Below are 24,738 nucleotides of genomic sequence, written 5' to 3'. Positions count from 1 at the left end.
GAGCAGGGCTTGCCCGCGAAAGCGGTATCCGCTCAGAAGCAGGTCTCGAAGGTTTCGATCACGCTCAACTGCTCATCGACAATGCAACCGACCCGCCACTTGTCGAAGGTCAGGCACGGATGCGAAGTGCCAAACGAGACGATATCCCCGACCGTCAACTCACAGCCCGGCGCCACCGTCATGAACGCGTGCTGGTCCATCACCGCCGTGACCTTGCACCCGCTGACATCCTCGCCCACCGCCGGCAACACACCCGGCTGATAACGCAGCAACGGCACCGGCAACCCGGCATCGAACGCTACATCGCGCTTGCCCAGGGCGATCACCGCAAACCCTGGCTCCGGCATCGACTGCACATGGGCCCAGACTTCCAGCGCCGGGCGCAAGCCTTCGCTCAGGTCACCCCGGCGATGCAGCACGCAGCACTGCGCATCCTTGTAAATACCGTGGTCATGGGCGACATAACTGCCCGGACGCAACACACTGAGAAAACGTCCATCGGCGTCCTGGGCCTCGAACTCCTCGGCAATCAGGTCGTACCAGGCCGAACCCGAGGCGGTGATGATCGGTTTGCCGATATCAAACGCGCCGCTGTTCTGCAGATCCACCGCCAGCCGCACCAGGGAGCCGGCGAAGGCGCGAATCCCGCTTTCGGCCTGATCGCCGTGAATCACCCCTTCGTAACCTTCGATACCGGTCAGGGCCAATGCCGGCTGGGCCTTGATCGCCTGTGCCAGGTCCAGCACTTCCTGCTCGCTGCGGCAACCGCAACGACCGCCGACCACGCCGTACTCGATCATCACGTTCAAGCGCAGGCCGCGTTCGCCGAAGAAAGCCCCCAGGGCCGCGACGTTGTCCGGGTGATCGACCATGCAGTAAAACTCGAACTGCGTATCGGCCAGCAACCCGGCGATCAGCGCCATGTTCGGCGCGCCCACCAGCTGGTTGGCCATCAGCACCCGGCGCACACCCGCCGCGTAGGCGGCACGGGTCTGCACGGCGGTTGCCAGGGTGATTCCCCAGGCGCCGGCGGCCAGCTGTCGACCGAACAGCGCCGGGACCATGCTGGTCTTGCCATGGGGCGCCAGCTCGGCGCCGCTACGGCTGACAAAATCCTGCATCCAGCGAATATTGTGCTCCATGGCGTCGCGGTGGAGCACCAGGGCCGGCAGGCTGACATCGCTCACCAGTTGCGCGCCGACGTTGGCGGCGCCTTTTTCCACGGCGGCGAAGTTCAAGGCAGTAGACATTCCAAACTCCTTATCGGCGGCGCCCTTGGCGGCCGCGCTAGTCGTTGATGCGACGGGCCAGGTTGTTCGCGCTCTCGATCAGCACCCGGCGATAGTCGTTGTAGTTGGTCTTGGCATCCGCCCGTGGGGCGACGATGCACAGGGTGGCGATGCAAATGCCCCGCTCGTCCTTGACGGGCGCGGCGAAGCAGTGAGTAAAGGTGTCGGCGACGCTATCGAAGGAAAAGAACCCGTCGATCCCGGCCTGGCGGATTTCCTTGAGGAACACCTCCAGCGGCAGGCGCTGGCCGTCCGGCAGGATAAAGTCATCGTGGTCGATCAGGTCGATGATCTGCTGGTCGCTCAGGTGCGCCAGCAACAGGCGGCCGGACGCGGTCCAGGGAATCGGGGCGTTTTCGCCGATGTCCGAGGAAATCCGGAAATGCCGCTCGCCTTCCTTCATCAGTGCCACGGTGTACTTGCGCCCGTTGAGCAGGCACATCTGCGCGGTTTCCCGGGTCTGGCTGACGATTTCCTGCAAGGCGTGGTCGGCTTCGCGGGTCAGGTCGAAATGACGCAGGTGCGCCTGGCCGAGAAAATACAGCTGGCGGCCCAGGTAGACATGGCCTTCCTTGCCGACCGACTCGAGGATGCGCCGCTCCAGCAAAGATGCCACCAGCTCGTAGACCGTGGATTTCGGGCTGCCGATGCCGCTGGCGATATCGTTGGGACGCAGCGGCTGGCCGACTTCCTTGAGGTAATCGAGGATATCGAACGCGCGGTCCAGCCCTTTAGCCCGGCGCTTGATGGTGTCTTCGGTCATGTCAGTGCCATCCCATTGGAAAAATTGCCGGGGAGTGTACCCAGAGTCCTGCGGCGACTGTTAGGCCGTCTTCGCGGGCAAGCCCTGCTCCTACAATACGGCGTCGAATACAGATTTTGCATATGACACAAAACTGTAGGAGCAGGGCTTGCCCGCGAATAGGCCCTCAAGGTTTCATCACTTCTTCTTGTACGCGACGCAATCGATCTCGACCTTGCAGTCGACCATCATGTTCGCCTGGACACAGGCGCGCGCCGGGGCGTGCTCAGGTGTGAAGTACTCGGAAAACACCTTGTTGAAGCTCCAGAAGTCCCGCGGATCTTCCAACCAGACACCGGCGCGCACCACATCCTCCAGGCCATAACCGGCCTCTTCGAGAATCGCGATCAGGTTCTTCATGGTCTGGTGAGTCTGTTCGACGATGCCGCCGACAATGATTTCACCATTCAACGCCGGCACCTGCCCGGACACATGCAGCCAGCCATCGGCTTCGACGGCCCGGGCGAAAGGACGCGGCTGACCGCCACCCGCGGTGCTGCCGGTGCCATAACGAGTAATGCTCATACTGTTCTCCTTGAATAAAAAAATTAAAAACGGGTGTTTTTCAGAAATTCCGCGAGACGCGGCGACTGCGGACGCTCGAACAGTTCTTTGGGTGGCCCCTGTTCTTCAATGCGCCCCTGGTTCATGAATACGATCTTGTCCGAGACCTCAAAGGCAAAGCGCATCTCGTGGGTGACCAGCAACATGGTCATGCCCTCTTCCGCCAGGCCCTTGATCACCGCCAGCACTTCACCGACCAGCTCCGGGTCGAGGGCCGAGGTCACTTCGTCGAACAGCATCAGGCTGGGGTTCATCGCAATGGCCCGGGCAATCGCCACCCGCTGCTGCTGGCCACCGGACAACTGCCCCGGAAAGTGATTGCGCCGCTCCAGCAGGCCGACCCGCTCCAGCCATTTCTCCGCCAGCGCGACGGCCTGGTCCTTGGGCAGCTTCTTGACCTTGAGCAGGCCCAGGGTGACGTTCTGCAAGGCCGTGAGGTGCGGAAACAGGTTGAACTGCTGGAACGCCATGCCGGTCATGGCCCGGTGCTGGGCGATGACTTTTTCCGGGTGGCGGACGCGCTTGCCGTTCACTTCGCTGTAGCCGATGGACTCACCGTCCAGGGTGATCTGGCCGCCCTGGAACTCTTCCAGCAGGTTCACGCAGCGCAGCAGCGTGGTCTTGCCCGAGCCGCTGGAGCCGATCAGCGTGACCACGTTGCCGCGCTGCATGTCCAGGTCGACGCCCTTGAGCACTTCGAGCTTGCCGTATTGTTTGTGCAGCCCGCGAATGCTGAGCAATGCTTGGGAATCAGTCGTCATGGCAAGGCCACCCGCTTTTCAATATGCCGACCGAGCAACTCGATCGAGTAGTTGATGATGAAGAACAAGAAACCGGCGAACAGGTAGAACTCCAGGGTCATGAAGGTCCGGGCGATCACCTGCTGGGTGCTGAGCAGCAGCTCGGCGACACCGATCACCGAAAGCAGGGTCGAAGCCTTGACGATCTCGGTGGACGAGTTGACCCAGGTCGGCAGGATCTGCCGCAGCGCCTGGGGCAGCAGCACATAACCCAGGGCCTGGTGGAAGGTCAGGCCGATGGCCTTGCTCGCTTCCATCTGGCCCCGGGGGATGGCCTGCATCGAGCCGCGCACGATCTCCGCCACGTGGGAACCACAGAACAGCGTCAGGCCCAGGGCGCCGGCCTGGAAGGCGCTGATCTGCCAGCCCAGGGCCGGCGCCATGTAGAAGCAGGCGAGCACCAGGACGAACACCGGGGTGCCACGGATCAGGTCGACATACAGGCGAAACGGCGCGCGCATCCAGAACTTGCCGTAGGTCAGCACCAGGCCGGCGACAATGCCGATCAGGGTGCCGCAGACAATCGCCAGCAGCGAAACCGCGACACTGGTCTGGAATCCCTCCCAGAGGGTTTCCCGGGCGATCCACAACTCATGCCACCAACTTTGCGATTCGTACATGAGTGCCTCCTATCGGCGGATCGCCAGACGCTGCTCGAGGTAACGCAGCATCAGGGCAATGAGGTAACAGGCGACCACATAGAGCGCCGTGGTGACCATCCAGGTTTCGATCACCCGGTAGCTTTCCACGTTGATCTTGCGGGCGTGATAGGTCAGCTCCGGCACGGCGATGGCCGCAGCCAGGGAGGTGTCCTTGAACAGGGAAATGAAGTTGTTGGACAGCGCCGGCAGCACGTTGCGCAACATCACCGGCACGGTGACATAGGCGCGCACCTGCCATTCGCCGAGGCCGATGGCCAGCCCGGCTTCGCGCTGGCCCTTGGGAATGCTCAGCAGGCCGGCGCGGAACACCTCGGTCAGATAGGCCCCGGCATACAACGACAGCGTGACGATAAACGAGGGAATCTTGTCCAGCCGGATACCCAGGCTCGGCATGGCGAAGTAGATCAACAGGATCAACACCAGAATCGGCGTATTACGGATCACCGTCACATACACCGAGGCCAGCACCCGCAATGCGCGATGCTTGCTGAGCAAGGCAAACGCCATCATCAGGCCGATCACACAACCGATGACGATGGACACCAGGGCCAGTTCCAGGCCCAGGCCCAGTCCCGCCAGCAAGGTGTCGAAATCGCGCCAGACGGCGGCAAAGTTCAACTGATAGTTCATGGTTCGCAGTACCTTCGACGGGGCGCCCCAAGGACGCCCTGCCCACCATTTCATTGGAAACGTAGCGAGCGAAGGAAAGACAAGGCGAAAAGAAGCGAGAAAGCGGAGTTGACTTTAGTCAATGAGCATTTCGAGCTTCTTTTCAACGCAGTATTTCCGAGCGCAGTAGTTTTCACTTGAATTCGACAGGGAAACCGATTTCTGGCGATGGAAGATCGACGCCGAACCACTTCTTGAAGGACGCCGCGTAGGTGGGGAACTCGACACCGGTCATGGCTTCATGCAACGCGGTGTTGACGAAGTTCAGCCAGTCCTGGTCGCCGCGCTTGACCGCGCACGCATAGGTCTGTGGGCTCCAGGCAAAAGCCGGGCTGCGGTACATGCCAGGTTTCTGCACCATCAGGTACTTGACCGACGACTGGTCGGTAGCGGCGGCATCGGCGCGACCGGTGCTCATGGCCTGGTACATCAGGTCCACGCTGTCGTACTGGTCGACCTTGGCCTTGGGCAGTGCCTGATGCACCAGCTCCTCGGCGTAGACGTTCTGCAACACCGCCACGGTGACGCCGTCGCCGGCGGCGCGCAGGCTGTCGATTTCCTGGTACTTGCTATTGGCCGGCAGCAGCAGCGCAACACCCTCGCGGTAGTACGGCAGGGTGAAAGCAACCTGCTGGGCACGGCTGGCGGTCACGGTGATGAACTGGCAGCTGATATCGACCTTGTCGGTCAACAGGTTGGGAATCCGCGCATCGGAAGACTGCACCACGTATTCGACTTTGCTCGCGTCGTTGAACAGGCCCTTGGCGATCATGCCGCCGATATCGATATCGAACCCCTGCAACTTGCCGTCCGCGCCCTGGAAGTGCCACGGCGCGTTGGTGCTGCCAGTGCCTACAATCAAGTGACCGCGTTTGAGCACGCTATCGAGCTTGCTGTCGGCTGCTTGCGCAGCGACTGCCGCCGAAGCCGCCAGAAGAAAAACACAGGCTTTAAACAAGGAAAGTCCACGCTGCATGACGTTGCACTCCGATGATGTGTATTCCGCTACAGCGGAACTTAGTATGTAACAACGGAATAGACAGCAGAAACTGTGCCAGCAGATTCAGCGCGCTGAAATCGAGGCTATAAATTCAATGGAAATCAATGAGATAGTTTTTTTGAAAAATCGATGTCACAGGCGGTAGCACAACACGGTGCTACGGAAGGCTACGGGGGGGGTGGGTGTGAAGGCCCCAAAGCGGGGCGGGAGTGGGTGATTTGGGGGCAGTTCTCAGGGACTTCGTTAGCAAGCTAATAAAAAGCCCCGCACTTAATTCCGCGTTAATCCTGCAGACGGAAAGTGAAGTTGACCGCGCTCGCGCAGGCTTGCCCTGACGCCCTCCGCGGCATACCCAGCGTCATTCGTGAGGCCGGGATGAAATCTCAAGCCGCTCAGGAGAAACACCATGAAACTGCGTACCCTGCTGGTAACCGGCGCCCTGGCCCTTTCGGCCCTTGCCGGCGTAGCCCAGGCCGACACCACCCAACCCGTGCCTTATCAATACGGCATGCCCCTGCATGTCGCCAAAGTCATCTCGATGAGCGAACGCCCCAGCCGCGCCTGCAAGGTGGTCACGGCCGATATGAAGTTCATCGACACCGCGGGCAAACCCGAAGACATCACCTACAGTAAGATGTCGGATTCCTGCAATTTCAATAACTGATTCCAACAAGACGAAATCCTGAATACAGCGCAACACTTGTAGGAGCCGGCTTGCTGGCGATGACGATGTAACCTTCAGCGTCGCAATCGCTGGCAAGTCGCTCCCACGGGAACCCCGCAGAGCCCTGCTCCTGCCCGTGGCAGATACCTCGTAACAGGCGTGCTAGACGCTCGCTTGTGCAACATCCCCCCGCCTCAAAAGCCCCGTCTACCCCATCACTATTCAGCAATTACCGATTAAACCTGTTTAGTAATGAGTATCATTATGTTACAAATTACCATCTTCTCTCACTGTGGTGCGTTGTCGAATGCTGGTTCCCTTCCTGATCATGCTGCGCGAAGGCATTGAAGCCGCGCTTATCGTTGGCATTATCGCCAGTTACCTCAAGCAGACTGGCCGGGGTCAGTGGATGCCCGCGGTGTGGATCGGCGTGTTCCTTGCCGCCGCCCTTGCCCTGCTGGTCGGTGGTGGCCTGGAGCTGGTCAGTGCCGAGTTCCCGCAGAAACAGCAGGAACTCTTCGAAGGCGTGGTCGGGCTGGTTGCCGTCGGCATCCTCAGCTCGATGGTGTTCTGGATGCGCAAGGTCGCCCGCTCCATCAAGCACGCCCTGCATGAATCCCTCGACCACGCACTCGCCGGCTCCAGGCACCAGGTCTGGGCGCTGATTGCCATGGTGTTTTTCGCCGTGGCCCGCGAAGGCCTGGAAACCGTGTTCTTCCTGCTGGCGGTGTTCCAGCAGAGCGAAGGTCCGGGCGCACCCATCGGTGCCCTCCTCGGCCTGATCCTGGCGATTTTCGTCGGCTTCGCCATCTACAGCGGCAGCATGCGCCTGAACCTGGGGCTGTTCTTCCGCTGGACCGGCCTGTTCATCCTGGTGGTCGCCGCCGGCATCCTCGCCAACTCGGTCCAGGCCCTGCATGAAGCCGGCCTGTGGAACCACCTGCAGACCGTGGTCTTCGACATCAGCGCCACGCTGCCGATGGACGGTCCGGCGGGCTCGGTCCTGGCCGGCATGTTCGGTTATCAGGATGCTCCGACGGTCAGCGTCCTCGGCGCCTACCTGCTGTACCTGGTGTTCACCCTGGTGCTGTTCTTCCTGCCGACCTCGGCACCGGCACCCAAGCACACTTCTTCCGTTCCCAATCAGTAAGGTTACCCATGTCCAACCCTGCAACTGGCAAACCGCCCCAGGCCCTGCGCTGGGCGGTAGCCGGCTCGGTGATCGTGATGATCGCGGCCGGTGGACTGTTCTATTACGCCTCGCAACTGGCCGCTAGCAAACGCCAGTCCCATCACAACGAAATCACCGTGACCATCCAGGCCCACGGCTGCGAGCCGAATGCCCTGAGCGTGCCGGCCGGGCAAAACAGCTTCCGCATCCTCAACGGTTCGCAACGCGCGGTCGAGTGGGAAATCCTCGACGGCGTGCTGGTGGTCGAGGAGCGCGAGAACATCGCCCCGGGCCTGAGCCAGGTGATCAACGCCAACCTGCAACCCGGTGACTACGCCATTACCTGCGGGCTGCTGAGCAACCCGCGCGGGACCTTGCACGTCACCCCAACGGCGGCTTCCGAGGCCGCGGCCAAGGCACGGCCGTCGATGACCGCCTTTATCGGGCCGCTGTCGGAGTTCCGTGTCTACCTGAGCAGCCAGGGCAACGCGCTGATCAAGGCGGTCGATGCGCTGGAACAGGCGATTGCCGCCGGCGACCTGACCCAGGCCCAGGCACTCTATGCCCCGGCCCGTGCCGCCTATCAGCGTCTGGCTCCGGCCGCCCAGCGTCTCGCCGAGCTGGATAACGCGATCAATGCCCGTGCCGACTATTACGAAAAACGTGAACAGGATCCGGGCTTCGGTGGTTTCCATCGCATCGAGTACGGCCTGTTCCAGCAACGCAGTGTCGAGGGCCTGGTGCCGGTCGCCCAGCACCTGCAAGCCGATGTCACCAACCTCAAGCAGCAACTGCTGGCCCAATCGCTGCCGCCGGAACAACTGGTCAGCATCGTCGTGCGCAGCCTGCGCAGCATGGCCGATACCCGGGCCAGCAGCGGCGAAGAAGAGCGTTACAGCCACGTCGACCTGGACGGCTTCGCCGCCAACCTGCAAGCCGCGCAAAAGGTCATCGACCTGATGCGGCCGCTGCTGGTCAAGTCGTCCGGCGACCTGCTGGTGAAGATCGACGATGCCGCCGTGGCTCTGGACGCGGAATTCAACGGCCTGCGCAATGCCAACGGCTATGTCACCTACGACACCGTGAGTGCCGCGCAACGCCAGCAGATCAGCGACAAGGCCAAGGCCCTGGCCGATGCACTCGATGGAATCGACCCCGCCCTCGGCCTTTCCGGCCTGTAAACAAGCAGACGATACGAACATGAGCGATTCAGAACACAACAACGCCGAATTCTCCGCCCAGCGCCGTCGCGTCCTGCTGGGCATGGGGGTGGCCGGCGCCGCCCTCGCCGGCAGCGCCCTGAGCTGCCCGGCCATGGCCGCCAGCCAGGCGCAAGCCCAGGTCACCGAAGCGCCGAGCAGCGACAAGACCGAAGACCGCCACGACTTCCACGGCAAGCACCAGACCGGGATCGTCACCCCGCGTCCGGCCGCCGGCATGATCGTCTCCTTCGACGTCCTGGCCAGTGACAGCGAGGAACTCGAACGCCTGTTCCGTACCCTGAACAAGCGCATCGCGTTCCTGATGAGCGGCGGCCCGGTGAAACAGGTCGATGAAAAACTGCCCCCGCTGGATTCCGGGATTCTCGGCCCGGTGGTCACCCCGGACAACCTGACCATCACCGTTTCGGTGGGGGAGTCGCTGTTCGACGAACGTTATGGACTGGCCAGCGTCAAGCCCAGGCATCTGATCCGCATGGCTGGCTTCCCCAACGACGCGTTGCAAGAGGAATTGTGCCACGGCGACCTGAGCATCCAGTTCAGCTCCAATACCCCGGACACCAACATTCACGCCCTGCGCGACATCGTCAAGAACACCCCGGACCTGCTGCTGGTGCGCTGGAAGCAGGAAGGCACGGTACCGGCCCAGGCGCCGGCCAAGGCCGGCGAACCGGCCCAGAGCGCGCGCAACTTCCTGGGTTTCCGTGACGGCTCGGCCAACCCCGACTCCAACGATGCCAGCGCCATGGACAAAATCGTCTGGGTCCAGCCTGGGGCCAACGAACCGGCCTGGGCCGTGGCCGGCAGCTATCAGGCGGTGCGGATCATCCGCAACCTGGTGGAGCGCTGGGACCGCACGCCGCTGCAGGAACAGCAAAGCATCATCGGTCGGGTCAAAGCGACCGGCGCGCCCATGGGCGGCCAGAAGGAAAGCGACATTCCCGACTACAGCAAGGACCCGGAAGGCAAGCTGACCAAGCTCGATGCGCATATCCGCCTGGCCAACCCGCGCACCACCGAAACCCAGCGCAACCTGATCCTGCGTCGCCCGTTCAACTACTCCAATGGCGTGAGCAAGAACGGCCAGCTGGAAATGGGCCTGCTGTTCATCTGCTACCAGTCCGATCTGGCGCAAGGCTTCATTGCCGTACAAACCCGGCTCAACGGCGAGCCCCTGGAGGAATACCTCAAGCCTATCGGCGGCGGTTATTTCTTCACCTTGCCGGGGGTCACGGGCGATCAGGACTTTATCGGTCGCTCACTGCTGTTGGCTGCAAAACAAAAAACCACCGCTTGACCCTTAACTCACCAGGAAACGTCCCATGAAGAAGTCGCCTCTTGCTTTGTTGTTGGCCCTTGGCCTGTTGCATGCACCGCTTTCGGCTTTCGCGGCCACCGCGCCGCTGGATCTGGTGGGCCCGGTGTCCGACTACAAGATCTATGTGACCGCAGAGATCGATGAGCTGGTCAGCAAGACCCAGCAGTTCACCGACGCCGTGAAGAAAGGCGACCTGGCCACCGCCAAGAAGCTCTACGCCCCGACTCGCGTGCACTACGAGAAGATCGAACCGATCGCCGAGCTGTTCAATGACCTGGACGGTGCCATCGACTCCCGCGTCAATGACCATGAAAAAGGCGTGAAGGCTGAAGACTTCACCGGCTTCCACCGCATCGAATACACCCTGTTCTCGGAAAACACCACCGACGGCCTGACGGCCCTGGCTGACGGCCTGAACAAGGACGTCAAGGACCTGCAGACCCGCGTTGCCGGCCTGACCTTCCCGCCTGAGAAAGTCGTCGGCGGTGCTGCTGCCCTGCTGGAAGAAGTCGCCGCGACCAAGATCTCCGGTGAAGAAGACCGTTACAGCCACACCGACCTGTATGACTTCCAGGGCAACATCGACGGCGCGAAGAAAATCGTCGACCTGTTCCGTCCGCAGATCGAGAAGCAGGACAAGGCTTTTGCCGCCAAGGTGGACAAGAACTTCGCCGCAGTGGACAAGATCCTGGCCAAGTACAAGACCAAGGATGGCGGTTTCGAAACCTATGACAAGGTCAAGGAAGCCGACCGCAAGGCCCTGGTGGGTCCAGTCACTACCCTGGCTGAAGACCTTTCGACCCTGCGTGGCAAGCTGGGCCTGAACTAAGGCCGCTGGTTATCCCGGGGGATTGCTATCGCCCGGGATGGCCTCATCCCCGCGTTACAACATCCGATACAACAACCGCTCGATCCGCACCCGACTGACCCGCCGCAGAAACTTGCCCACCGCTTCCGGATAGTCCATCAGCGTCTCCAGGCTCTTGAAGCTGTCGATCCGCTGGGTGTTCTCCATGATCAGGGCCAACTCCTTCGCCCGCACCTCGCACAACTCGCGACGTGGATCGTCAATCAGCAAGGCATTCTCCAGATCCAGGCGGAACGCCCGTGGATTGAGGTTGTTCCCCGTCAGCAAGGTATAACGCTCGTCGACCCACATGCCCTTGAGGTGATAGGTGTTGTCGCCGTCACGCCACAGGTGCAGGTTCAGTTGCCCGCTATCGATCACCGGCTGATGACGCTTGGCGAAACGCCGCAGGCTGATCTCGTAGAGATAAGGCAAGGCCGCGATCACCTTGAACGGCTGGCTCGGCGGGATATAGAAGTCGTTGGCGGTCTTGTCGCCAACGATGATATCGATCTTCACCCCGCGCTCCAGGGCCCGGTTGAGTTCCCGGGTTACCGCCAGCGGCATGTTGAAATACGGCGTGCAGATGGTCAGTTGCTGCTGGCTGGACGCGATCAGCTCGCAGATCAGGCGATTCAGCGGGTTGTTCTTGCCCAACCCCATCACCGGACTGACCGACAGGCCGAAGGTCGGCTCGCTGCCGGCCGTGGTGTCATAACCGGCCTTTTTCAGGCGGCTGCGCAAATCGCCGATATCGCTGCGCAGGCTGCGGGTCGTCGGCAGTTCCGGCACGTCGAGACGGCGCACCGCCCGGGAGGCCAGCAACTCGTTGCGGATCAATCCCTGCATCGAGTCGGCCAGGGCGGCGTTGTGCAGCACGTGGTAACGGTCGAAGCGGTATTTGTCGAACTTGTGCAGGTAGACGTTGTTCAGGCTCGCGCCGCTGTAGATCACGCAATCGTCGATCACGAAACCCTTCAGGTGGAGCACGCCGAACAGTTCGCGGGTTTGCACCGGGACGCCGTAGATCGGCACTTCAGTCGTGTGGTCGCGGGTTTGCGCCTGGTACCAGGCGCTGTTACCCGGCTGCTTGCCGGCACCGATCAGGCCACGCTGGGCCCGCAGCCAGTCCACCACCACGACGATGTCCAGCTCCGGACGGGCCGACTTGGCCGCATGCAGGGCATCGAGGATTTCCTGGCCGGCCTCGTCTTCCTGCAGGTACAACGCCACCAGCGTGATGCGCTGCCGGGCACCGGCGATCTTCTCCAGCAGGCAACGCCGGAACTCGGCGGCCGAAGGCAGGATGGTCAAGGCCTCGGCAGCCAGCGGAAAGCTGCGCAGTTTGGGCAACAGGGAGCGTTTGAAGAGCGACGGCATAGGGCTCGCTAGGGTCGAATGCGAAGGATCGCTGAGTCTACACCATGCGCCGCTCTCGGACGCGCCTTCAAAGAGGGCTTTGCTGCCAACCTGGAGTCGTTCGCGGAGGGGCTCCCTGCCCGTCCCCTTATCACCCTCCATGGGTTTATCCGGAAAAGACGGTTGACCATGGAGAACGATCGTTCTACTCTCTTTCCCATGAACGAAATCACTCCGAATCAGACCCGTGAAAACCTGCTGGATACCGCCGAGCAGTTGATCTATCAAAGTGGCATCCATGCCACCGGCATCGATCTTCTGGTGCGCACCTCCGGCGTGGCGCGCAAAAGCCTCTACAAATACTTTGGCACCAAGGACGACCTGACCCTGGAAGCCTTGCGCCGCCGGGATATCCGCTGGATGCAGTGGTATCGCGGCGAAGTCGACCGGGCCGCCAGCTCCGGTGAGCGCCTGCTGGCGCTGTTCAGCGTGCTCGGCGGCTGGTTCGCCAGCGAGGGCTTTCGCGGCTGCGCCTTTATCAACACCGCAGGCGAAACCGGCGACCCCAAGGACCCGGTGCGACAACTGGCCAAGGAGCACAAACAGAAGCTGCTCGACTATGTGGTCGAGCTCTGTGAAGCACATGGCATCGACGATCCCCAGGCCACTGGCAAACAGTTGCTGATCCTGATCGACGGCGCCATTACCGTTGCACTTGTCATGGGCGACCCCGGTGCAGCCGATAATGCGCAATGCATGGCGCGAACGTTATTGGCGCTCTGAGTCGTCCCCCGCATCGCCACTACGCTCTGGATGAGCGATTGGCGGGCGGGCCGACGGCCGCTTGAGCCAAGCGCGACAACTTGTCTGAACCCTACTCAATTGGAGACATTGCCATGTCATCTGACGCTGACGTTCGCCCGCCACTTCCCCCCTTCACCCGTGAATCGGCGATCCAGAAGATCCGCCTGGCCGAAGACGGCTGGAACTCCCGCGACCCGCAGCGCGTGTCCCTGGCCTACACCCTCGACACCCAATGGCGTAACCGTGCCGAGTTCGCCCACAACCGCGAGGAAGCCAAGGCTTTCCTGACCCGCAAATGGGCCAGGGAACTGGATTACCGTCTGATCAAGGAACTCTGGGCCTTTACCGACAACCGCATCGCCGTACGTTATGCCTATGAATGGCATGACGACTCGGGCAACTGGTTCCGCTCCTACGGCAACGAAAACTGGGAATTCGACCAGAACGGCCTGATGTCCAACCGGCATGCCTGCATCAACGACATGCCGATCAAGGCCGAGGAGCGCAAGTTCCACTGGCCGTTGGGGCGGCGCCCGGACGATCATCCGGGTCTCTCCGACCTGGGGCTGTAACCCATCGTTCGGTCATTCCCGCCCCCGGTGGGAATGACCGCCTTTGCAAAAAAATCGCCTGATGGGCGATTTTTTCTGCAGCCATGAATAAATTCCGCACACCGGGTGTTCAATCCATAGCAGGCATCGCGATCGACTTGCGACGAGGCGTCGCAAATAAATTTCAGAGGCAGCGAATAAAACCCGCCGCATGAGTGTTTACTAGCCAACAGATACCGGAGCATTACCGATGAGCATCAAAGCCACCTTCGCGGTTCCTTTCTTGATGGCCAGTTGCATGGCCGCGGCCCTGTTGAGCACCCCGGTATTCGCCTCGGGCGAAAAGCCGGAATCGATGCCGCCTACTTGCCCAAAGGGACAGGTGTGGAACAAGGCTAAAAAAGCCTGCGTTCCCTATGTCAGCAGCCTGACACCGGATGAAGATCGCACCGACTACGCCTACCGCCTGGCCAAGAATGGCGAGTATCAGGCCGCCCTGGACCTGCTCGACACCCTCAAGCAACCCAACACGGCCAAGGCCCTGAACTATCGCGGCTACGCCACCCGTAAACTGGGTCGCACCGACGAAGGCATCGGCTACTACCTGCAGGCCCTGGAGCTGGACCCGAACTACGCCCAGGTCCGCGAATACCTCGGCGAAGCCTACGTGATCAAGGGCCGCATCGACCTGGCCCAGGTACAGTTGCAGACCATCAAGTCACTCTGCGGCACCGGTTGCGAAGAATATGAAGACCTGTCCGACGCCATCGCGCACCCGATCCCCAGCTGATCACCGTTAAAGGCGGAGGTTGTCATCGCCAGCGACAAGGAAATACGCACCGAGATGGGGGAGCACCTGCCGCGCCTGTGGCGTTACGCGCTGGTGCTGTCCCGCCAACGCCATATCGCCGAGGACCTGGTGCAGGCCACCTGTGTCCGCGCCCTGGAGCGAGGCGATCAGTTCGTCTCGGGCACGCGCATGGACCGCTGGCTGCTGAGCATCCTGCATTCGCTCTGGCTCAATGAAGTGCGTTCCCAGCGGGTGCGCCGCGGCCAGGGCCTGGTCGATGCCGACGAAGCCCTGAGCTTCGATGGCGAGCAGGTGGTGCAGACCCACGTCCTGGCCTCCCAGGTGATCCGGCGTGTCGATGCCCTCCCCGACGCCCAGCGCGAAACCGTATTTCTGGCCTATGTCGAAGGTCTGTCCTACAAGGAAGTGGCCCAAGTGCTCGAAGTGCCCATCGGTACGGTCATGAGCCGGCTGGCCGCCGCACGGGTGAAGCTGGCGGAACATCCGCCCCTGCGTGCCGTGCCCAGCGCAAACAGCGGAGAACGGCGATGACTGACCCACTCTCGCACTACACCCCGACGGATGAACAGTTGGTGGCCTTTCTCGACGACGAACTGGACGCCGAGGAACGCGGCCGGATCGAGGCTGCGCTGGCCCGTGACGAAAGCGTGGCCGAGCGTCTCGAGTGGCTGATGCGCAGCGACCTGCCGTTCCAGGAAGCCTATGGCGAACTGCTCGAACAGGCGCCCCAGGCTCGCCTTGAGGCCATGCTGCACAACCTGCCGACAGAAAAAAAGGCCGCGACGCCGATGAGTCGGCGCAGTTTCCTCGCCGTGGCCGCCAGCTTCATGGTCGCAGGGATTGCCGCGGATCGACTGTTCCAGGCTTGGCAGACGCCCGCGCCGTCGAGCGAAATCAGCTGGCGCGGGCTGGTGGCCGACTATATGGCGCTGTACACGGCACAGACCCTGGAGAACCTGCCCGGCGACGACGCCACTCACCGGGCCCAGTTGCAAAGTGTCCAGCAGCACCTGGGGTTGGCGCTTGACCCCGCCCAGGTGCAACTGCCGGTCGCGCAACTCAAGCGCGCGCAGATGCTCGAGTACGAACATATACCGATTGCCCAGATCAACTACCTGGACCCGCAACACGGGCCGCTGGCGTTGTGCATCACCCATTCGAAGACCGGGACCCGGGCCATGGCCCAGGAAGTGCGCCATGGCATGAATGTGGTGTTCTGGTCCGGACCGACCTATGCCTACATGTTGATCGGGCGTAACTCGGTGGCTGAACTGAACGACATGGCGGACCTGCTCAGGCAACGTTTCGCCAGTTAACCTGGCCAATAACCTACCCGTCTCGCGGCCGACCACCGACGGTCCGAGACGCTGCCTGGCGCAGGCACAACAACTAGACTCTTCGAGGTCGAGTCCAATTTCCAAGGAGGTCCCATGTCCCCGTCTCACAACCTGCCGCCCCTGAACGACCCGCGTTGCGCCCTGGTCGTGATCGATATGCAGAATGATTTCATTCCCGGCGGCCAACTGGCAGTCCAGGGCGGCGACGAGATCGTGCCTCTTATCAACCGCCTGGGCGCCCGTTTTCGCAACGTGGTCGTCGCCCAGGACTGGCATCCCGCTGGCCACGTCTCGTTCGCCAGCAGCCATCCTGGCAAGGCACCCTTTGACAGCGTGCAACTGCCCTATGGGGCGCAAACCCTTTGGCCGGAGCATTGCGTACAAGGCAGCCACGGTGCGCAGTTGCATGCGGACCTGAACCTGCCCCATGCGCAACTGATCGTGCGCAAGGGCTTCAACCGCGATATCGACAGTTACTCAGCCTTCGTCGAAGCCGACCGACGCACGCCCACCGGTCTTTCCGGTTACCTGAAGGAGCGGGGGATTGATACGGTCTACCTGGTCGGCCTGGCGCTGGACTACTGCGTCGCCTGGTCGGCGCTGGATGCACGAACGGCGGGCTTCAACACCGTGCTGATCGTCGACGCCTGCCGGGCCATTGACCTGGACGGTTCACTGCAGCGCGCGCTGGGCGAGATGGAAGCCGCCGGGGTGAAGCTCATCGACTCGATAGCATTGGCGGCCTGACTCCACAGACAGGGCTCACTGCGCCCTCGCACAGGGAGCCCCTACCGCGAAAAGATCAGCTCGCGACGCCAGTGCCCAGTGGCTGATTGACCTGCTGCACCACCGCATACACGCTCAAGTCGCTGAGCGTCACCTGCGCCAGCGTCTCGGCCGGTAGCGCCAACAGGGCCTGATGCGCCTCGTGCTTCAAGCGCGCCAACAACAGCCGTTTGCCCTCAGTCGGAAAACGCACGATAAAGTCCTGCAGGGCTTCCAGGCTGGTGCCGTCCAGGTCCGGCGACTCCTCCAGGCTGAGAATCACCGAATGCACGGCATCACCCTGCTCGCGAACCCGCCGCGAGACGCTGCCGAGGATACGTTCGGCGTTGGCGAAGAACAACGGCTCACCCGGACGCACGATCAGCAACCCGGGCACTTCCCGTGCTTGCGGATGCAGCTGACAGTCGACGAAATCATGGCCGTCGGCAATATGCCCGAGCACCTGGACCGAGGCCGAGGACATCTGCCGCAACATCAGCATCAGGCTGATCGCCACCGCCGCCAGCAAACCGTCCAGCACCCCGAGCAGCAGCACTGCGGCCACCGCACAGATCGCCAGGACGCGGTCGCGGCGCCAGACGAAGTAACGCTGCAAGGGCTCCAGGCTCAGGGCCCGGGTCAAGGCATGAATGACGATGGCCGCCAGCACCGGTTCCGGGGTCAGGGCGATCAGCGGCAACAAGGTCAGCACGATCAGCAGCACCACCAGCGCCGCCACCACCCCGGCCATACGGGAAGTGGCTCCGGCCGCGTCATTCGCCGAGGTCGCCGAGTAGCCGGCACCGGCGGGCATGCCATGGAACAGCCCGGACAACAGGTTGGCGCCGCCCAGTACCAGCAGGTCGCGGTTGGAGCTCACCCGGTCACCGTGCTTGAGGGCAAAGGCGCTGATGGAACCGTAGGACTCGGCGTAGAGAATCATCACCATGGCAAAGCCCAGTTCCACCAGCTTCAACCACTCGGAGAAGGCCAGGCGCGGCAGCGACGGCACCGCCAGCTGCAGGTCGATCACCCCGATCAGGTTGACGCCGTAGCCGGGCAGGTCCAGCCACTTGCCGGCGGCCACGCCGAGCATCACCACCAGCAAGCCACCCGGCAAGCGCCGGTAGCGGCTGAGTACCGAGAGCAGCATCAGGGCGACGACCGCCACCGCGACTCCGGCCCAGTTCCAGCGCGGCAACTGACTGAGCAATTCGGGCACGAAACGGATCAGGTCGCTGTGGGCGGGGTTCACATGGACGATGCTGGCGACCTGCTTGAGGATGATGGTCACCGCCAGGCCGAAGGCAAAACCACGCAACACCGGCTTGGCAATAAAGGACGTGACGCTGCCCAACTTGAACAAGCCGGCGAGCATGAACATCAGGCCGGTGATCATCACCAGGCCGATGGCCATGGTCAGGCGCAGCGCCATGTCGGGACCGGCCACCGAGACCGTGGCCGCCGCCAGCACCGCAGCCGACGACGAGGTGGCGGAGACAATGGCGTAACGGCTGGTGCCGAACAGACCGTAGCAGAACAACCCGGCAAACAGCGCGATAACCCCGGCCTGGGGCGGCACGTTGGCGATGCTCGAATAGGCGACCGCCTCGGGTAACAGCAGGCCGGCAATCGACAGCCCGGCAATCAGATCCGCCCAGCCGCGTTTCGGTTGTTCGGCGGGCATCGGGGTAGGCAGTGCGGACGGCTCAGGCATCGATCGGACCACTCCAACCCGGCAGATAACGCGCGGCCTGACCGCGGGCCAGCTTGAGGGCGGTCGCCTGCACCTGCTCGCTCGACCCAGCCAGTTCGGCGGCGGTGATGCGTGTGCGGAAGAAATCAGCCCAGAGAAATTCGCTGAAGGGCGTAACGTCCTTGGCAAACCCGCCTGCCCGACGCAAGGCGCCGGCGAGACTGCGATAGGGGTCGTCCTGCAGCTCGCTGATGCATCCGGGCACCTTGTCGTAGCCGCGACGAATGCCCTTGGCATCGTAGGGATGGACCCACTGGTGGAAGTCCATGATGGTCCAGAAGCTCGCCGACTCGACGAACGAGAGGTCCTTGAGCACCAGCAACGAGACCTTCTTCACCTCTTCCTGCATCAACGCCAGGCCGAAGTGATGGTGATCGACAATGAAGTGCTGGCCTTCAGGCCCGAGGACACAGGGAAACCAGTGATTATCGAGGGCGGCTTCGCGTTCCTTGCGTTTGAGGGTCTGCCACTGGGCCCGCTTGAGGGCTACCTCTTGCAGGCCGACGGTGACTTGGGTGGGGTGCAGTTTTGCAAGCTTTGCGCTGATCAGTTGCGGGCGGGCACGAGCCATTGAACATCTCCGGGCAGACCAGTCCGAACCTTGGACTGATCGCAAGCTTAGCCCTGAATGGCCCGGGGAGACACCACGCATTGTCATTCTTCATGGACAAACCAATCCCCCTGACAACGTCGCAAAACTTGTAGGAGCCGGCTTGCTGGCGATGGCGACGTATCAGGCGACGACGATGTCGCTCATCAGATCGCATCGCCAGCAAGCCGGCTCCTACAAGGTCATGCTGTGTTCAAAGGAACGTATCATCGCCGTGAAGCAGCCGCCAGCTTCCAGACCCGGGCAATGTCCCCGGCCCGTGCGCTCAACAGCCGCGATGCATCACGACAGGCCTGCTCCAGGCTCATCGGACCGGACGCCAGGGCAAAGGCCGCGTCGACCCCATGGGCATACATCTGCTCATAACCTTCACCGAGGGTTCCGGCCAGCACGATCACCGGCACGCCTTGTTCCCGGGCGATCCGCGCCACGCCGAACGGGGTCTTGCCGCGCAGGGTCTGGGCATCGAAGCGGCCTTCGCCGGTAATCACCAGGTCAGCGCCGCGCACCGCATCGGCCAGGCCCACCAGCTCCGCCACCACCTCCACACCAGGACGAAAGCACGCCCCGAAGAAGGCCTTGGCGGCAAAGCCCAGGCCGCCCGCCGCACCGCTGCCCGGCTCGTCACGCACATCCTGGCCCTGCACCTGCGCGCACAAGTCGGCAAAATGCCCGAGGGCCGCGTCCAGTGCTCGTACCTGGTCCGGCGTCGCGCCTTTCTGCGGGCCGAAGATCGCCGAAGCGCCCTGCTCACCGCACAGGGGATTGTTCACATCGGCGGCGATCTCGAAACGCACCTGGTCGAGACGCGGGTCCAAACCCTCAAGGGTCACCCGCACGACACCGGCCAAGGCCAGGCCGCCCGCTTGCACCACCTGCCCGCGGGCATCGAACAGCCCCACGCCCAGGGCCTGCAAGGCACCGGCACCGGCGTCGTTGGTGGCGCTGCCGCCAATCGCGAGGATGATCCGTTGCGCACCGGCATCCAGGGCGGCGCGGATCAGCTCTCCGGTGCCGAAGGTGCTGGTGATGCAGGCATTGCGCTGCTCGCTCGGGACCCGTTGCAAACCGCTGGCCTCGGCCATTTCGATAATCGCCGTGGCGCTTGCCGGCAACCAGCCCCAATGCGCGTCCACCGGCTCGCCCAAAGGGCCCCGTACGCGCTGGTTGCGCAGTTCGCCGTTGCATGCCGCCAACACCGACGCCACCGTCCCCTCGCCCCCATCGGCCATCGGACATTCAATCAGCTGCGCCTCGGGCAGTACCTGGGCCAGGCCTTGGGCAATCGCCCGGGCCACACCTTCGGCGCTGAGGCTGTCCTTGAACGAATCGGGGGCGATGATGATTTTCATGGGGACGATCTCCAGTTCTTGTGACGTTCATGCTGCCAGTTGGAACAGGGAATGACGCCGGTCTGCTGCACAAGTCGGGGCAGGCTTTATTGTTCATTCCTACAAAGCGCCCCCAGCGGCCGGCACCGGCGATTCGCTGTGGGGCAACAACTGAACCCCCAGGTACAACGCCAGCATGCCGTCCAGGCGCAGCGGGTCGACACCACTGATCTCGGCAATCCGCTCCATTCGATAGCGCAGGCTGTTGCGGTGAATCCCCAGTGCCTCGGCACAGCCCTGGCTCTGCCCGTCATGCTCGCACCAACTGCGCAAGGTGGCGAGCAACTGGCCGTTGCTGTCCTTGGCGATCACCTTGCGCAGCGGCTTGAGCAACTCCTCCAGCGCATCGTCGCTGCGATGCCGCCAGAGCATCACCGGCAGGCGATAGCGATTGAGGTGCAACAGGCGACTATGGGGCAGGACCTCCCGACCATAGGCCAGCAGATCACTGACCCGCCGATAGCAACGGCGCAAGCCCTGCAAACCGTCAGCCTGCCCGCCCGCCGCAACCCGGGCGATCTTCCAGCCCAGGCTGTCGAGCTTCTCCAGCAGGCGCTGATCGTCGAGGATCACCGTTGCCGGCCGACACCACAACAGCGAGGCGGTCGACCCACTCACGCACCAGCTGTCGGGATAACGCGACTGCAACCAGGCCATCAGCGCTTCGGCGCTCTGCCCCGGGTCCAGCTCGAACAGATAGGGAATCCGCGACAACTGCGGCTTGAGACCCATCTGCCGGGCCTCGTCGATCAAGCGTGGGGAGTCGCCCTCGTCGCTGAGCAACAAGGCCAGCAGATCGTCGCAACGCTGGCGCCGCCATTGCTGTTCGGCCTGCTGGTGACGCTGGCCGACAAGCATTTCGGCAGTCATGCGCACCAGTTCGGCATAGGTGCGCAACTGCTCCGGCTCACCGGTAATGCCCAGCACACCGATCAGCCGTTCGTCGTGCATCAGCGGCAGGTTGATCCCCGGCTGCACGCCCTTCAGGCACTTGGCCGCCTGCGCATCGATCACCACCACCCGGCCGTTGGCCAATACCAGTTGCGCGCCCTCGTGGCGGGTATTGATCCGCTCCGGCTCGCCACTGCCCAGGATCAGGCCCTGGCTGTCCATGACATTGACGTTGTACGGCAGAATGGCCATCGTACGATCGACGATATCCTGTGCCAGGTCATGGTCCAGTTCGAACATAGCGGTAAGGTCCTTGGTTCAGGTGGATCAACGTTTGTTCAGCAGCACAGGGTACACCGGCAAACCCTGTGCACTGGCACAAAGACAGCAAGGCTGGGGTGACCGAGACTCACAGGGCGATCAAGTTACCCTTGCCTCGCAAAAAATCATAATAAAGAGAGACCGCCATGTCACAGAGCGCCGCGTTATCCCAGGCCACCGCTGACTTGAAAAACGCCGTATACAAGCGCATCACCCTGCGCCTGATCCCCTTCATCTTCATCTGCTACCTGTTCAATTACCTCGACCGGGTCAATGTTGGATTTGCCAAGCTGCAGATGCTCGACGCGTTGAAGTTCAGCGAAACCATCTACGGCCTCGGGGCCGGGATTTTCTTTATCGGCTACGTGCTCTGCGGCGTGCCGAGCAACCTGGCACTGACCCGCTTCGGCCCACGGCGCTGGATCGCCCTGATGATGATCACCTGGGGGGTGCTGTCGACCTGCCTGCTGTTCGTCAGCACGCCGACCCAGTTCTATACCCTGCGCCTGTTCACCGGTGCCGCCGAAGCCGGCTTCTTCCCCGGCGTGGTGCTGTACCTCTCGCAGTGGTTCCCGAGCTTCCGCCGCGGGCGGATCATGGCCCTGTTCATGTCGGCGATCCCGGTTTCGGGCCTGCTCGGCAGCCCTTTCTCCGGCTGGATCCTCAACCACTTTGCCGCAGGCCAGGGCGGCCTTGCCGGCTGGCAGTGGATGTTCCTGTTGCAAGGGATCCCGACCATTGCCCTGGGCATTGCGGCGTTTTTCCTGTTGGCGGACAAATTCGCCAACGCCAAGTGGTTGACCGCCGAGGAACGCGCGGTGCTCGAGGCCGACCAGGCCGAGGATGCCGCGAACAAACCCAAGGCTGTCAGCGACTCCCTGGGTGAAGTGTTCAAGAACCCGGCGATCTGGGCCTTTGGCCTGATCTACTTCTGCATCCAGAGCGGCGTCTACGCCATCAACTTCTGGCTGCCGTCGATCATCAAGAACCTGGGTTTCAGCGACAACCTGGTGATCGGCTGGCTCAGTGCGATTCCCTACCTGCTGGCGGCGGTGTTCATGTTGCTGGTGGGCCGCTCCGCCGACCTGCGCAAGGAGCGTCGCTGGCACCTGGTGGTGCCGATGCTGATGGGGGCCATTGGCCTGTTGATCGCGGTCAACTTCGCCACCTCGCCGGCCATCGCGATTCTCGGCCTGACGATTGCGACCATGGGCGCCCTCACCGGCCTGCCGATGTTCTGGCCGGTGCCCACGGCCTTGCTCAGCGCCGGCGCGGCCGCCGGTGGCCTGGCACTGATCAACTCCATGGGCCAGATGGCCGGGTTCCTCAGCCCGTACCTGGTGGGTTGGGTCAAGGATGCCAGCGGCTCCACCGATGCGGCCCTGTATGTGCTGGCCGCGGTGATCGTCGCCGGCAGCCTGCTGGCCCTGCGCATGACCCGTACCTTGCGGGCGGTGTAAAACGGCGGGAATAAAAAAGCCCGAGGCTCGACATCGCTGTCGTCCCTCGGGCATATCTCCCCCAATGACTAAAGTCAGGCAGTGGCGCTTGCACTTACGCTTTGAGTCACGGAGCTCATGGTTTTCTTGTGGTGTTTATGCTTCTTGTGCTTTTTGGCAAGTTGCATACCGGCCTTCTCGGAAGTGACCTTCTGGGTCTGCGTTATCGGCGCAACTTGCGCCTGCGCCATCACCATCGGGACCACGCCCAACTGGGCAACAACGATCGCCATGGCCAGCGCCTTAAGACGTTTCGAATTAAGCATTATCTCTCTCCATATTGAGCGGGGTTATGTCCTGATGGCCTTACGACTGTACCCGCCGGACAAGCGGGTCTCCTGGCTATATATGACTCTAGTCCGGGCTACTGTAACAACCTGTCAGAATTGACAGTTCCGACGAATGGTCAAAGAGCTGACACTGTTGTGCCATATCCCAGGCGGGAGTCGGAATACATGAAACTTTTGCGCAGTTCGCCATAACAAGGCTGTCGGATATCGGCGAGTTGATTGAGGGATTGCTCAACAGCGACATTCTGGTATCTGATGAGCACCTTCTCTTTCGTGCAAAAGGATGTTGTTCATGAGTTACCGCACCCTCGGCCATTCCGGATTGCAAGTCAGCACATTGACACTGGGCAGCATGATGTTCGGTGAACAGACCGATACCGAAACCTCCCTGCGCATCATCGACAAGGCCTGGGACCAGGGCATCAACTTCATCGACACCGCCGACGTCTACACCGGCGGGCGCTCCGAGGAAATCGTCGGCGAAGCCATTGCCCGTCATCGCCATGAGTGGATCCTCGCGACCAAGGCCGGCTTCGGCCCGGTGGACGGCAAACCGAACCGCAGCGGCCTGAGCCGCAAACATCTGTTCAATGCCATCGAAGCCAGTCTCGGCCGCCTGGGCACCGATTACCTGGACATCTACTACCTGCACCGCGAAGACCACGGCACCCCGCTGGAGGTCACCATATCGGCCATCGGCGACCTGCTGCGCCAGGGCAAGATCCGCCATTGGGGCCTGTCCAACTACCGCGGCTGGCGGATTGCCGAAGTGATCCGCATGGCCGAGCGCCTGGGGGTGGACAAGCCGGTGATCAGCCAACCGCTGTACAACATCGTCAACCGCCAGGCCGAGACCGAGCAGATTACCGCCGCTGCCGCCTACGGCCTCGGCGTGGTGCCCTACAGCCCGCTGGCCCGTGGCGTGCTCAGCGGCAAATACGCCCCGGATGTCGCGCCGGATGCCAACAGCCGGGCCGGACGCCAGGACAAGCGCATCCTCGAAACCGAATGGCGGGTGGAGTCGCTGCGCATTGCCCAGCAATTGCAGGCGTATACCCGACAACGGGGCGTCGGCCTGGTGGAGTTCGCGATTGCCTGGGTGCTGAACAATACCGCCGTCAGTTCGGCGATTGTCGGCCCGCGCACCGAGGAGCAATGGGACAGCTACACCAAGGCACTGACGGTGAAGATCAGCGCCGAGGACGAAGCCTTTGTCGATTCGCTGGTGACCCCGGGGCACGCTTCCACCCCGGGCTTCAACGATGTCAGCCACTTTGTTTCGGGGCGCGTGCCACGGGGCCTCTGACTCCGGATCAACGCGATCCCTGCCTGCTGGCGATGAACGAC

General features: G+C 62.4%; 26 protein-coding genes. 13 read left to right on the top strand and 13 right to left on the bottom strand.

What is annotated here, in order from left to right; genetic code table 11:
* Positions 1-32 precede the first annotated feature (32 nt).
* The 7 genes from CWE01_RS14180 to CWE01_RS14150 all read right to left on the bottom strand — a co-directional run bounded on the left by CWE01_RS14180 (position 33) and on the right by CWE01_RS14150 (position 5,762).
* The gene (locus tag CWE01_RS14180; RefSeq protein ID WP_100941155.1) at positions 33-1,250 is read right to left on the bottom strand and encodes an amino acid deaminase; all 1,218 of its coding nucleotides are present in this window, start codon (positions 1,248-1,250) and stop codon (positions 33-35) included.
* Positions 1,251-1,287: 37 nt separating this feature from the next.
* Complete coding sequence (locus CWE01_RS14175; protein ID WP_100941154.1) at positions 1,288-2,052, bottom strand: IclR family transcriptional regulator; 765 nt, start codon at positions 2,050-2,052, stop codon at positions 1,288-1,290.
* A 177-nt stretch (positions 2,053-2,229) separates the two neighbouring features.
* Positions 2,230-2,616, bottom strand: coding sequence for a RidA family protein (locus CWE01_RS14170; RefSeq protein WP_100941153.1), 387 nt, complete (start codon positions 2,614-2,616; stop codon positions 2,230-2,232).
* A 23-nt stretch (positions 2,617-2,639) separates the two neighbouring features.
* The gene (locus CWE01_RS14165; protein WP_100941152.1) at positions 2,640-3,416 is read right to left on the bottom strand and encodes an amino acid ABC transporter ATP-binding protein; all 777 of its coding nucleotides are present in this window, start codon (positions 3,414-3,416) and stop codon (positions 2,640-2,642) included.
* Positions 3,413-4,075: an amino acid ABC transporter permease gene (locus CWE01_RS14160; protein WP_100941151.1), complete on the bottom strand. Its 663-nt coding sequence runs from the start codon at positions 4,073-4,075 to the stop codon at positions 3,413-3,415. The genes CWE01_RS14165 and CWE01_RS14160 overlap by 4 nt, the downstream gene beginning before the upstream one ends.
* Before the next feature lie 9 nt (positions 4,076-4,084).
* Positions 4,085-4,747, bottom strand: a complete 663-nt coding sequence (locus CWE01_RS14155; RefSeq protein WP_100941150.1) for an amino acid ABC transporter permease — start codon at positions 4,745-4,747, stop codon at positions 4,085-4,087.
* 172 nt (positions 4,748-4,919) lie between these two features.
* Entirely contained in the window at positions 4,920-5,762 is an 843-nt protein-coding gene (locus tag CWE01_RS14150) for a transporter substrate-binding domain-containing protein (protein ID WP_100941149.1), read from the bottom strand.
* 430 nt (positions 5,763-6,192) lie between these two features.
* Here CWE01_RS14150 and CWE01_RS14145 point away from each other — a divergent pair, with 430 nt between their 5' ends.
* The 5 genes from CWE01_RS14145 to efeO (CWE01_RS14125) all read left to right on the top strand — a co-directional run bounded on the left by CWE01_RS14145 (position 6,193) and on the right by efeO (CWE01_RS14125) (position 10,988).
* A complete protein-coding gene (locus CWE01_RS14145; protein ID WP_100941148.1) occupies positions 6,193-6,450 on the top strand; it encodes a DUF2790 domain-containing protein in 258 nt (85 codons plus the stop codon).
* 307 nt (positions 6,451-6,757) lie between these two features.
* Positions 6,758-7,600: an iron uptake transporter permease EfeU gene (gene efeU / locus CWE01_RS14140; RefSeq protein ID WP_100941147.1), complete on the top strand. Its 843-nt coding sequence runs from the start codon at positions 6,758-6,760 to the stop codon at positions 7,598-7,600.
* Between the two features lie 8 nt (positions 7,601-7,608).
* Positions 7,609-8,802 carry an iron uptake system protein EfeO gene (efeO, locus tag CWE01_RS14135; protein ID WP_100941146.1) on the top strand — a complete coding sequence of 398 codons (1,194 nt, stop codon included), beginning with the start codon at positions 7,609-7,611 and terminating at the stop codon, positions 8,800-8,802.
* Positions 8,803-8,821: 19 nt separating this feature from the next.
* The gene (gene efeB / locus CWE01_RS14130; protein ID WP_100941145.1) at positions 8,822-10,138 is read left to right on the top strand and encodes an iron uptake transporter deferrochelatase/peroxidase subunit; all 1,317 of its coding nucleotides are present in this window, start codon (positions 8,822-8,824) and stop codon (positions 10,136-10,138) included.
* Positions 10,139-10,163: 25 nt separating this feature from the next.
* Positions 10,164-10,988 carry an iron uptake system protein EfeO gene (gene efeO, locus CWE01_RS14125; RefSeq protein WP_100941144.1) on the top strand — a complete coding sequence of 275 codons (825 nt, stop codon included), beginning with the start codon at positions 10,164-10,166 and terminating at the stop codon, positions 10,986-10,988.
* Between the two features lie 54 nt (positions 10,989-11,042).
* Here efeO (CWE01_RS14125) and pssA read toward each other — a convergent pair whose 3' ends face one another.
* Positions 11,043-12,386 (bottom strand): CDP-diacylglycerol--serine O-phosphatidyltransferase, encoded by a 1,344-nt coding sequence (gene pssA / locus CWE01_RS14120; protein WP_100941143.1) that lies wholly within the window; start codon positions 12,384-12,386, stop codon positions 11,043-11,045.
* Positions 12,387-12,584: 198 nt separating this feature from the next.
* Here pssA and CWE01_RS14115 point away from each other — a divergent pair, with 198 nt between their 5' ends.
* The 6 genes from CWE01_RS14115 to pncA all read left to right on the top strand — a co-directional run bounded on the left by CWE01_RS14115 (position 12,585) and on the right by pncA (position 16,615).
* Complete coding sequence (locus tag CWE01_RS14115) at positions 12,585-13,148, top strand: TetR/AcrR family transcriptional regulator (RefSeq protein WP_100941142.1); 564 nt, start codon at positions 12,585-12,587, stop codon at positions 13,146-13,148.
* Between the two features lie 113 nt (positions 13,149-13,261).
* Positions 13,262-13,741 (top strand): nuclear transport factor 2 family protein, encoded by a 480-nt coding sequence (locus tag CWE01_RS14110; RefSeq protein ID WP_100941141.1) that lies wholly within the window; start codon positions 13,262-13,264, stop codon positions 13,739-13,741.
* 229 nt (positions 13,742-13,970) lie between these two features.
* Entirely contained in the window at positions 13,971-14,510 is a 540-nt protein-coding gene (locus CWE01_RS14105; protein ID WP_100941140.1) for a tetratricopeptide repeat protein, read from the top strand.
* A 54-nt stretch (positions 14,511-14,564) separates the two neighbouring features.
* Positions 14,565-15,062 (top strand): RNA polymerase sigma factor, encoded by a 498-nt coding sequence (locus CWE01_RS14100; protein WP_100941139.1) that lies wholly within the window; start codon positions 14,565-14,567, stop codon positions 15,060-15,062.
* Positions 15,059-15,847, top strand: a complete 789-nt coding sequence (locus tag CWE01_RS14095) for an anti-sigma factor (protein WP_100941138.1) — start codon at positions 15,059-15,061, stop codon at positions 15,845-15,847. Before CWE01_RS14100 ends, CWE01_RS14095 begins: the two co-directional genes overlap by 4 nt.
* A gap of 114 nt (positions 15,848-15,961) precedes the next feature.
* Positions 15,962-16,615 carry a bifunctional nicotinamidase/pyrazinamidase gene (gene pncA, locus CWE01_RS14090; protein WP_100941137.1) on the top strand — a complete coding sequence of 218 codons (654 nt, stop codon included), beginning with the start codon at positions 15,962-15,964 and terminating at the stop codon, positions 16,613-16,615.
* A 55-nt stretch (positions 16,616-16,670) separates the two neighbouring features.
* Here pncA and CWE01_RS14085 read toward each other — a convergent pair whose 3' ends face one another.
* The 4 genes from CWE01_RS14085 to CWE01_RS14070 form a co-directional block, all read right to left on the bottom strand.
* The gene (locus CWE01_RS14085; protein ID WP_100941136.1) at positions 16,671-18,350 is read right to left on the bottom strand and encodes a SulP family inorganic anion transporter; all 1,680 of its coding nucleotides are present in this window, start codon (positions 18,348-18,350) and stop codon (positions 16,671-16,673) included.
* Positions 18,343-18,960, bottom strand: coding sequence for a ParB-like protein (locus tag CWE01_RS14080; protein WP_100941135.1), 618 nt, complete (start codon positions 18,958-18,960; stop codon positions 18,343-18,345). Before CWE01_RS14080 ends, CWE01_RS14085 begins: the two co-directional genes overlap by 8 nt.
* Positions 18,961-19,205: 245 nt before the next feature.
* Complete coding sequence (locus tag CWE01_RS14075; protein WP_100941134.1) at positions 19,206-20,351, bottom strand: glycerate kinase; 1,146 nt, start codon at positions 20,349-20,351, stop codon at positions 19,206-19,208.
* A gap of 99 nt (positions 20,352-20,450) precedes the next feature.
* Positions 20,451-21,581 carry a sugar diacid recognition domain-containing protein gene (locus CWE01_RS14070; RefSeq protein ID WP_100941133.1) on the bottom strand — a complete coding sequence of 377 codons (1,131 nt, stop codon included), beginning with the start codon at positions 21,579-21,581 and terminating at the stop codon, positions 20,451-20,453.
* 167 nt (positions 21,582-21,748) lie between these two features.
* Here CWE01_RS14070 and CWE01_RS14065 point away from each other — a divergent pair, with 167 nt between their 5' ends.
* Positions 21,749-23,062: an MFS transporter gene (locus CWE01_RS14065; RefSeq protein WP_100941132.1), complete on the top strand. Its 1,314-nt coding sequence runs from the start codon at positions 21,749-21,751 to the stop codon at positions 23,060-23,062.
* 74 nt (positions 23,063-23,136) lie between these two features.
* Here CWE01_RS14065 and CWE01_RS14060 read toward each other — a convergent pair whose 3' ends face one another.
* A complete protein-coding gene (locus CWE01_RS14060) occupies positions 23,137-23,367 on the bottom strand; it encodes a hypothetical protein (protein WP_100941131.1) in 231 nt (76 codons plus the stop codon).
* Positions 23,368-23,683: 316 nt separating this feature from the next.
* On the opposite strand from CWE01_RS14060, the gene CWE01_RS14055 reads away from it, so the two are divergent.
* Positions 23,684-24,697, top strand: coding sequence for an aldo/keto reductase (locus CWE01_RS14055; protein ID WP_100941130.1), 1,014 nt, complete (start codon positions 23,684-23,686; stop codon positions 24,695-24,697).
* The last annotated feature ends 41 nt before the right edge of the window (positions 24,698-24,738 follow it).

Source organism: Pseudomonas sp. QS1027 (assembly GCF_002814235.1).
Classification (GTDB): domain Bacteria; phylum Pseudomonadota; class Gammaproteobacteria; order Pseudomonadales; family Pseudomonadaceae; genus Aquipseudomonas.
This window is presented reverse-complemented; position numbering and strand designations above follow the sequence as displayed.

Coding starts and splice junctions, on each gene's coding strand:
- CWE01_RS14180 (WP_100941155.1), bottom strand. CDS start 1,250: ATGTCTACTGCCTTGAACTTCGCCGCCGTGGAAAAAGGCGCCGCCAAC.
- CWE01_RS14175 (WP_100941154.1), bottom strand. CDS start 2,052: ATGACCGAAGACACCATCAAGCGCCGGGCTAAAGGGCTGGACCGCGCG.
- CWE01_RS14170 (WP_100941153.1), bottom strand. CDS start 2,616: ATGAGCATTACTCGTTATGGCACCGGCAGCACCGCGGGTGGCGGTCAG.
- CWE01_RS14165 (WP_100941152.1), bottom strand. CDS start 3,416: ATGACGACTGATTCCCAAGCATTGCTCAGCATTCGCGGGCTGCACAAA.
- CWE01_RS14160 (WP_100941151.1), bottom strand. CDS start 4,075: ATGTACGAATCGCAAAGTTGGTGGCATGAGTTGTGGATCGCCCGGGAA.
- CWE01_RS14155 (WP_100941150.1), bottom strand. CDS start 4,747: ATGAACTATCAGTTGAACTTTGCCGCCGTCTGGCGCGATTTCGACACC.
- CWE01_RS14150 (WP_100941149.1), bottom strand. CDS start 5,762: ATGCAGCGTGGACTTTCCTTGTTTAAAGCCTGTGTTTTTCTTCTGGCG.
- CWE01_RS14145 (WP_100941148.1), top strand. CDS start 6,193: ATGAAACTGCGTACCCTGCTGGTAACCGGCGCCCTGGCCCTTTCGGCC.
- efeU (WP_100941147.1), top strand. CDS start 6,758: ATGCTGGTTCCCTTCCTGATCATGCTGCGCGAAGGCATTGAAGCCGCG.
- efeO (WP_100941146.1), top strand. CDS start 7,609: ATGTCCAACCCTGCAACTGGCAAACCGCCCCAGGCCCTGCGCTGGGCG.
- efeB (WP_100941145.1), top strand. CDS start 8,822: ATGAGCGATTCAGAACACAACAACGCCGAATTCTCCGCCCAGCGCCGT.
- efeO (WP_100941144.1), top strand. CDS start 10,164: ATGAAGAAGTCGCCTCTTGCTTTGTTGTTGGCCCTTGGCCTGTTGCAT.
- pssA (WP_100941143.1), bottom strand. CDS start 12,386: ATGCCGTCGCTCTTCAAACGCTCCCTGTTGCCCAAACTGCGCAGCTTT.
- CWE01_RS14115 (WP_100941142.1), top strand. CDS start 12,585: ATGAACGAAATCACTCCGAATCAGACCCGTGAAAACCTGCTGGATACC.
- CWE01_RS14110 (WP_100941141.1), top strand. CDS start 13,262: ATGTCATCTGACGCTGACGTTCGCCCGCCACTTCCCCCCTTCACCCGT.
- CWE01_RS14105 (WP_100941140.1), top strand. CDS start 13,971: ATGAGCATCAAAGCCACCTTCGCGGTTCCTTTCTTGATGGCCAGTTGC.
- CWE01_RS14100 (WP_100941139.1), top strand. CDS start 14,565: ATGGGGGAGCACCTGCCGCGCCTGTGGCGTTACGCGCTGGTGCTGTCC.
- CWE01_RS14095 (WP_100941138.1), top strand. CDS start 15,059: ATGACTGACCCACTCTCGCACTACACCCCGACGGATGAACAGTTGGTG.
- pncA (WP_100941137.1), top strand. CDS start 15,962: ATGTCCCCGTCTCACAACCTGCCGCCCCTGAACGACCCGCGTTGCGCC.
- CWE01_RS14085 (WP_100941136.1), bottom strand. CDS start 18,350: ATGCCTGAGCCGTCCGCACTGCCTACCCCGATGCCCGCCGAACAACCG.
- CWE01_RS14080 (WP_100941135.1), bottom strand. CDS start 18,960: ATGGCTCGTGCCCGCCCGCAACTGATCAGCGCAAAGCTTGCAAAACTG.
- CWE01_RS14075 (WP_100941134.1), bottom strand. CDS start 20,351: ATGAAAATCATCATCGCCCCCGATTCGTTCAAGGACAGCCTCAGCGCC.
- CWE01_RS14070 (WP_100941133.1), bottom strand. CDS start 21,581: ATGTTCGAACTGGACCATGACCTGGCACAGGATATCGTCGATCGTACG.
- CWE01_RS14065 (WP_100941132.1), top strand. CDS start 21,749: ATGTCACAGAGCGCCGCGTTATCCCAGGCCACCGCTGACTTGAAAAAC.
- CWE01_RS14060 (WP_100941131.1), bottom strand. CDS start 23,367: ATGCTTAATTCGAAACGTCTTAAGGCGCTGGCCATGGCGATCGTTGTT.
- CWE01_RS14055 (WP_100941130.1), top strand. CDS start 23,684: ATGAGTTACCGCACCCTCGGCCATTCCGGATTGCAAGTCAGCACATTG.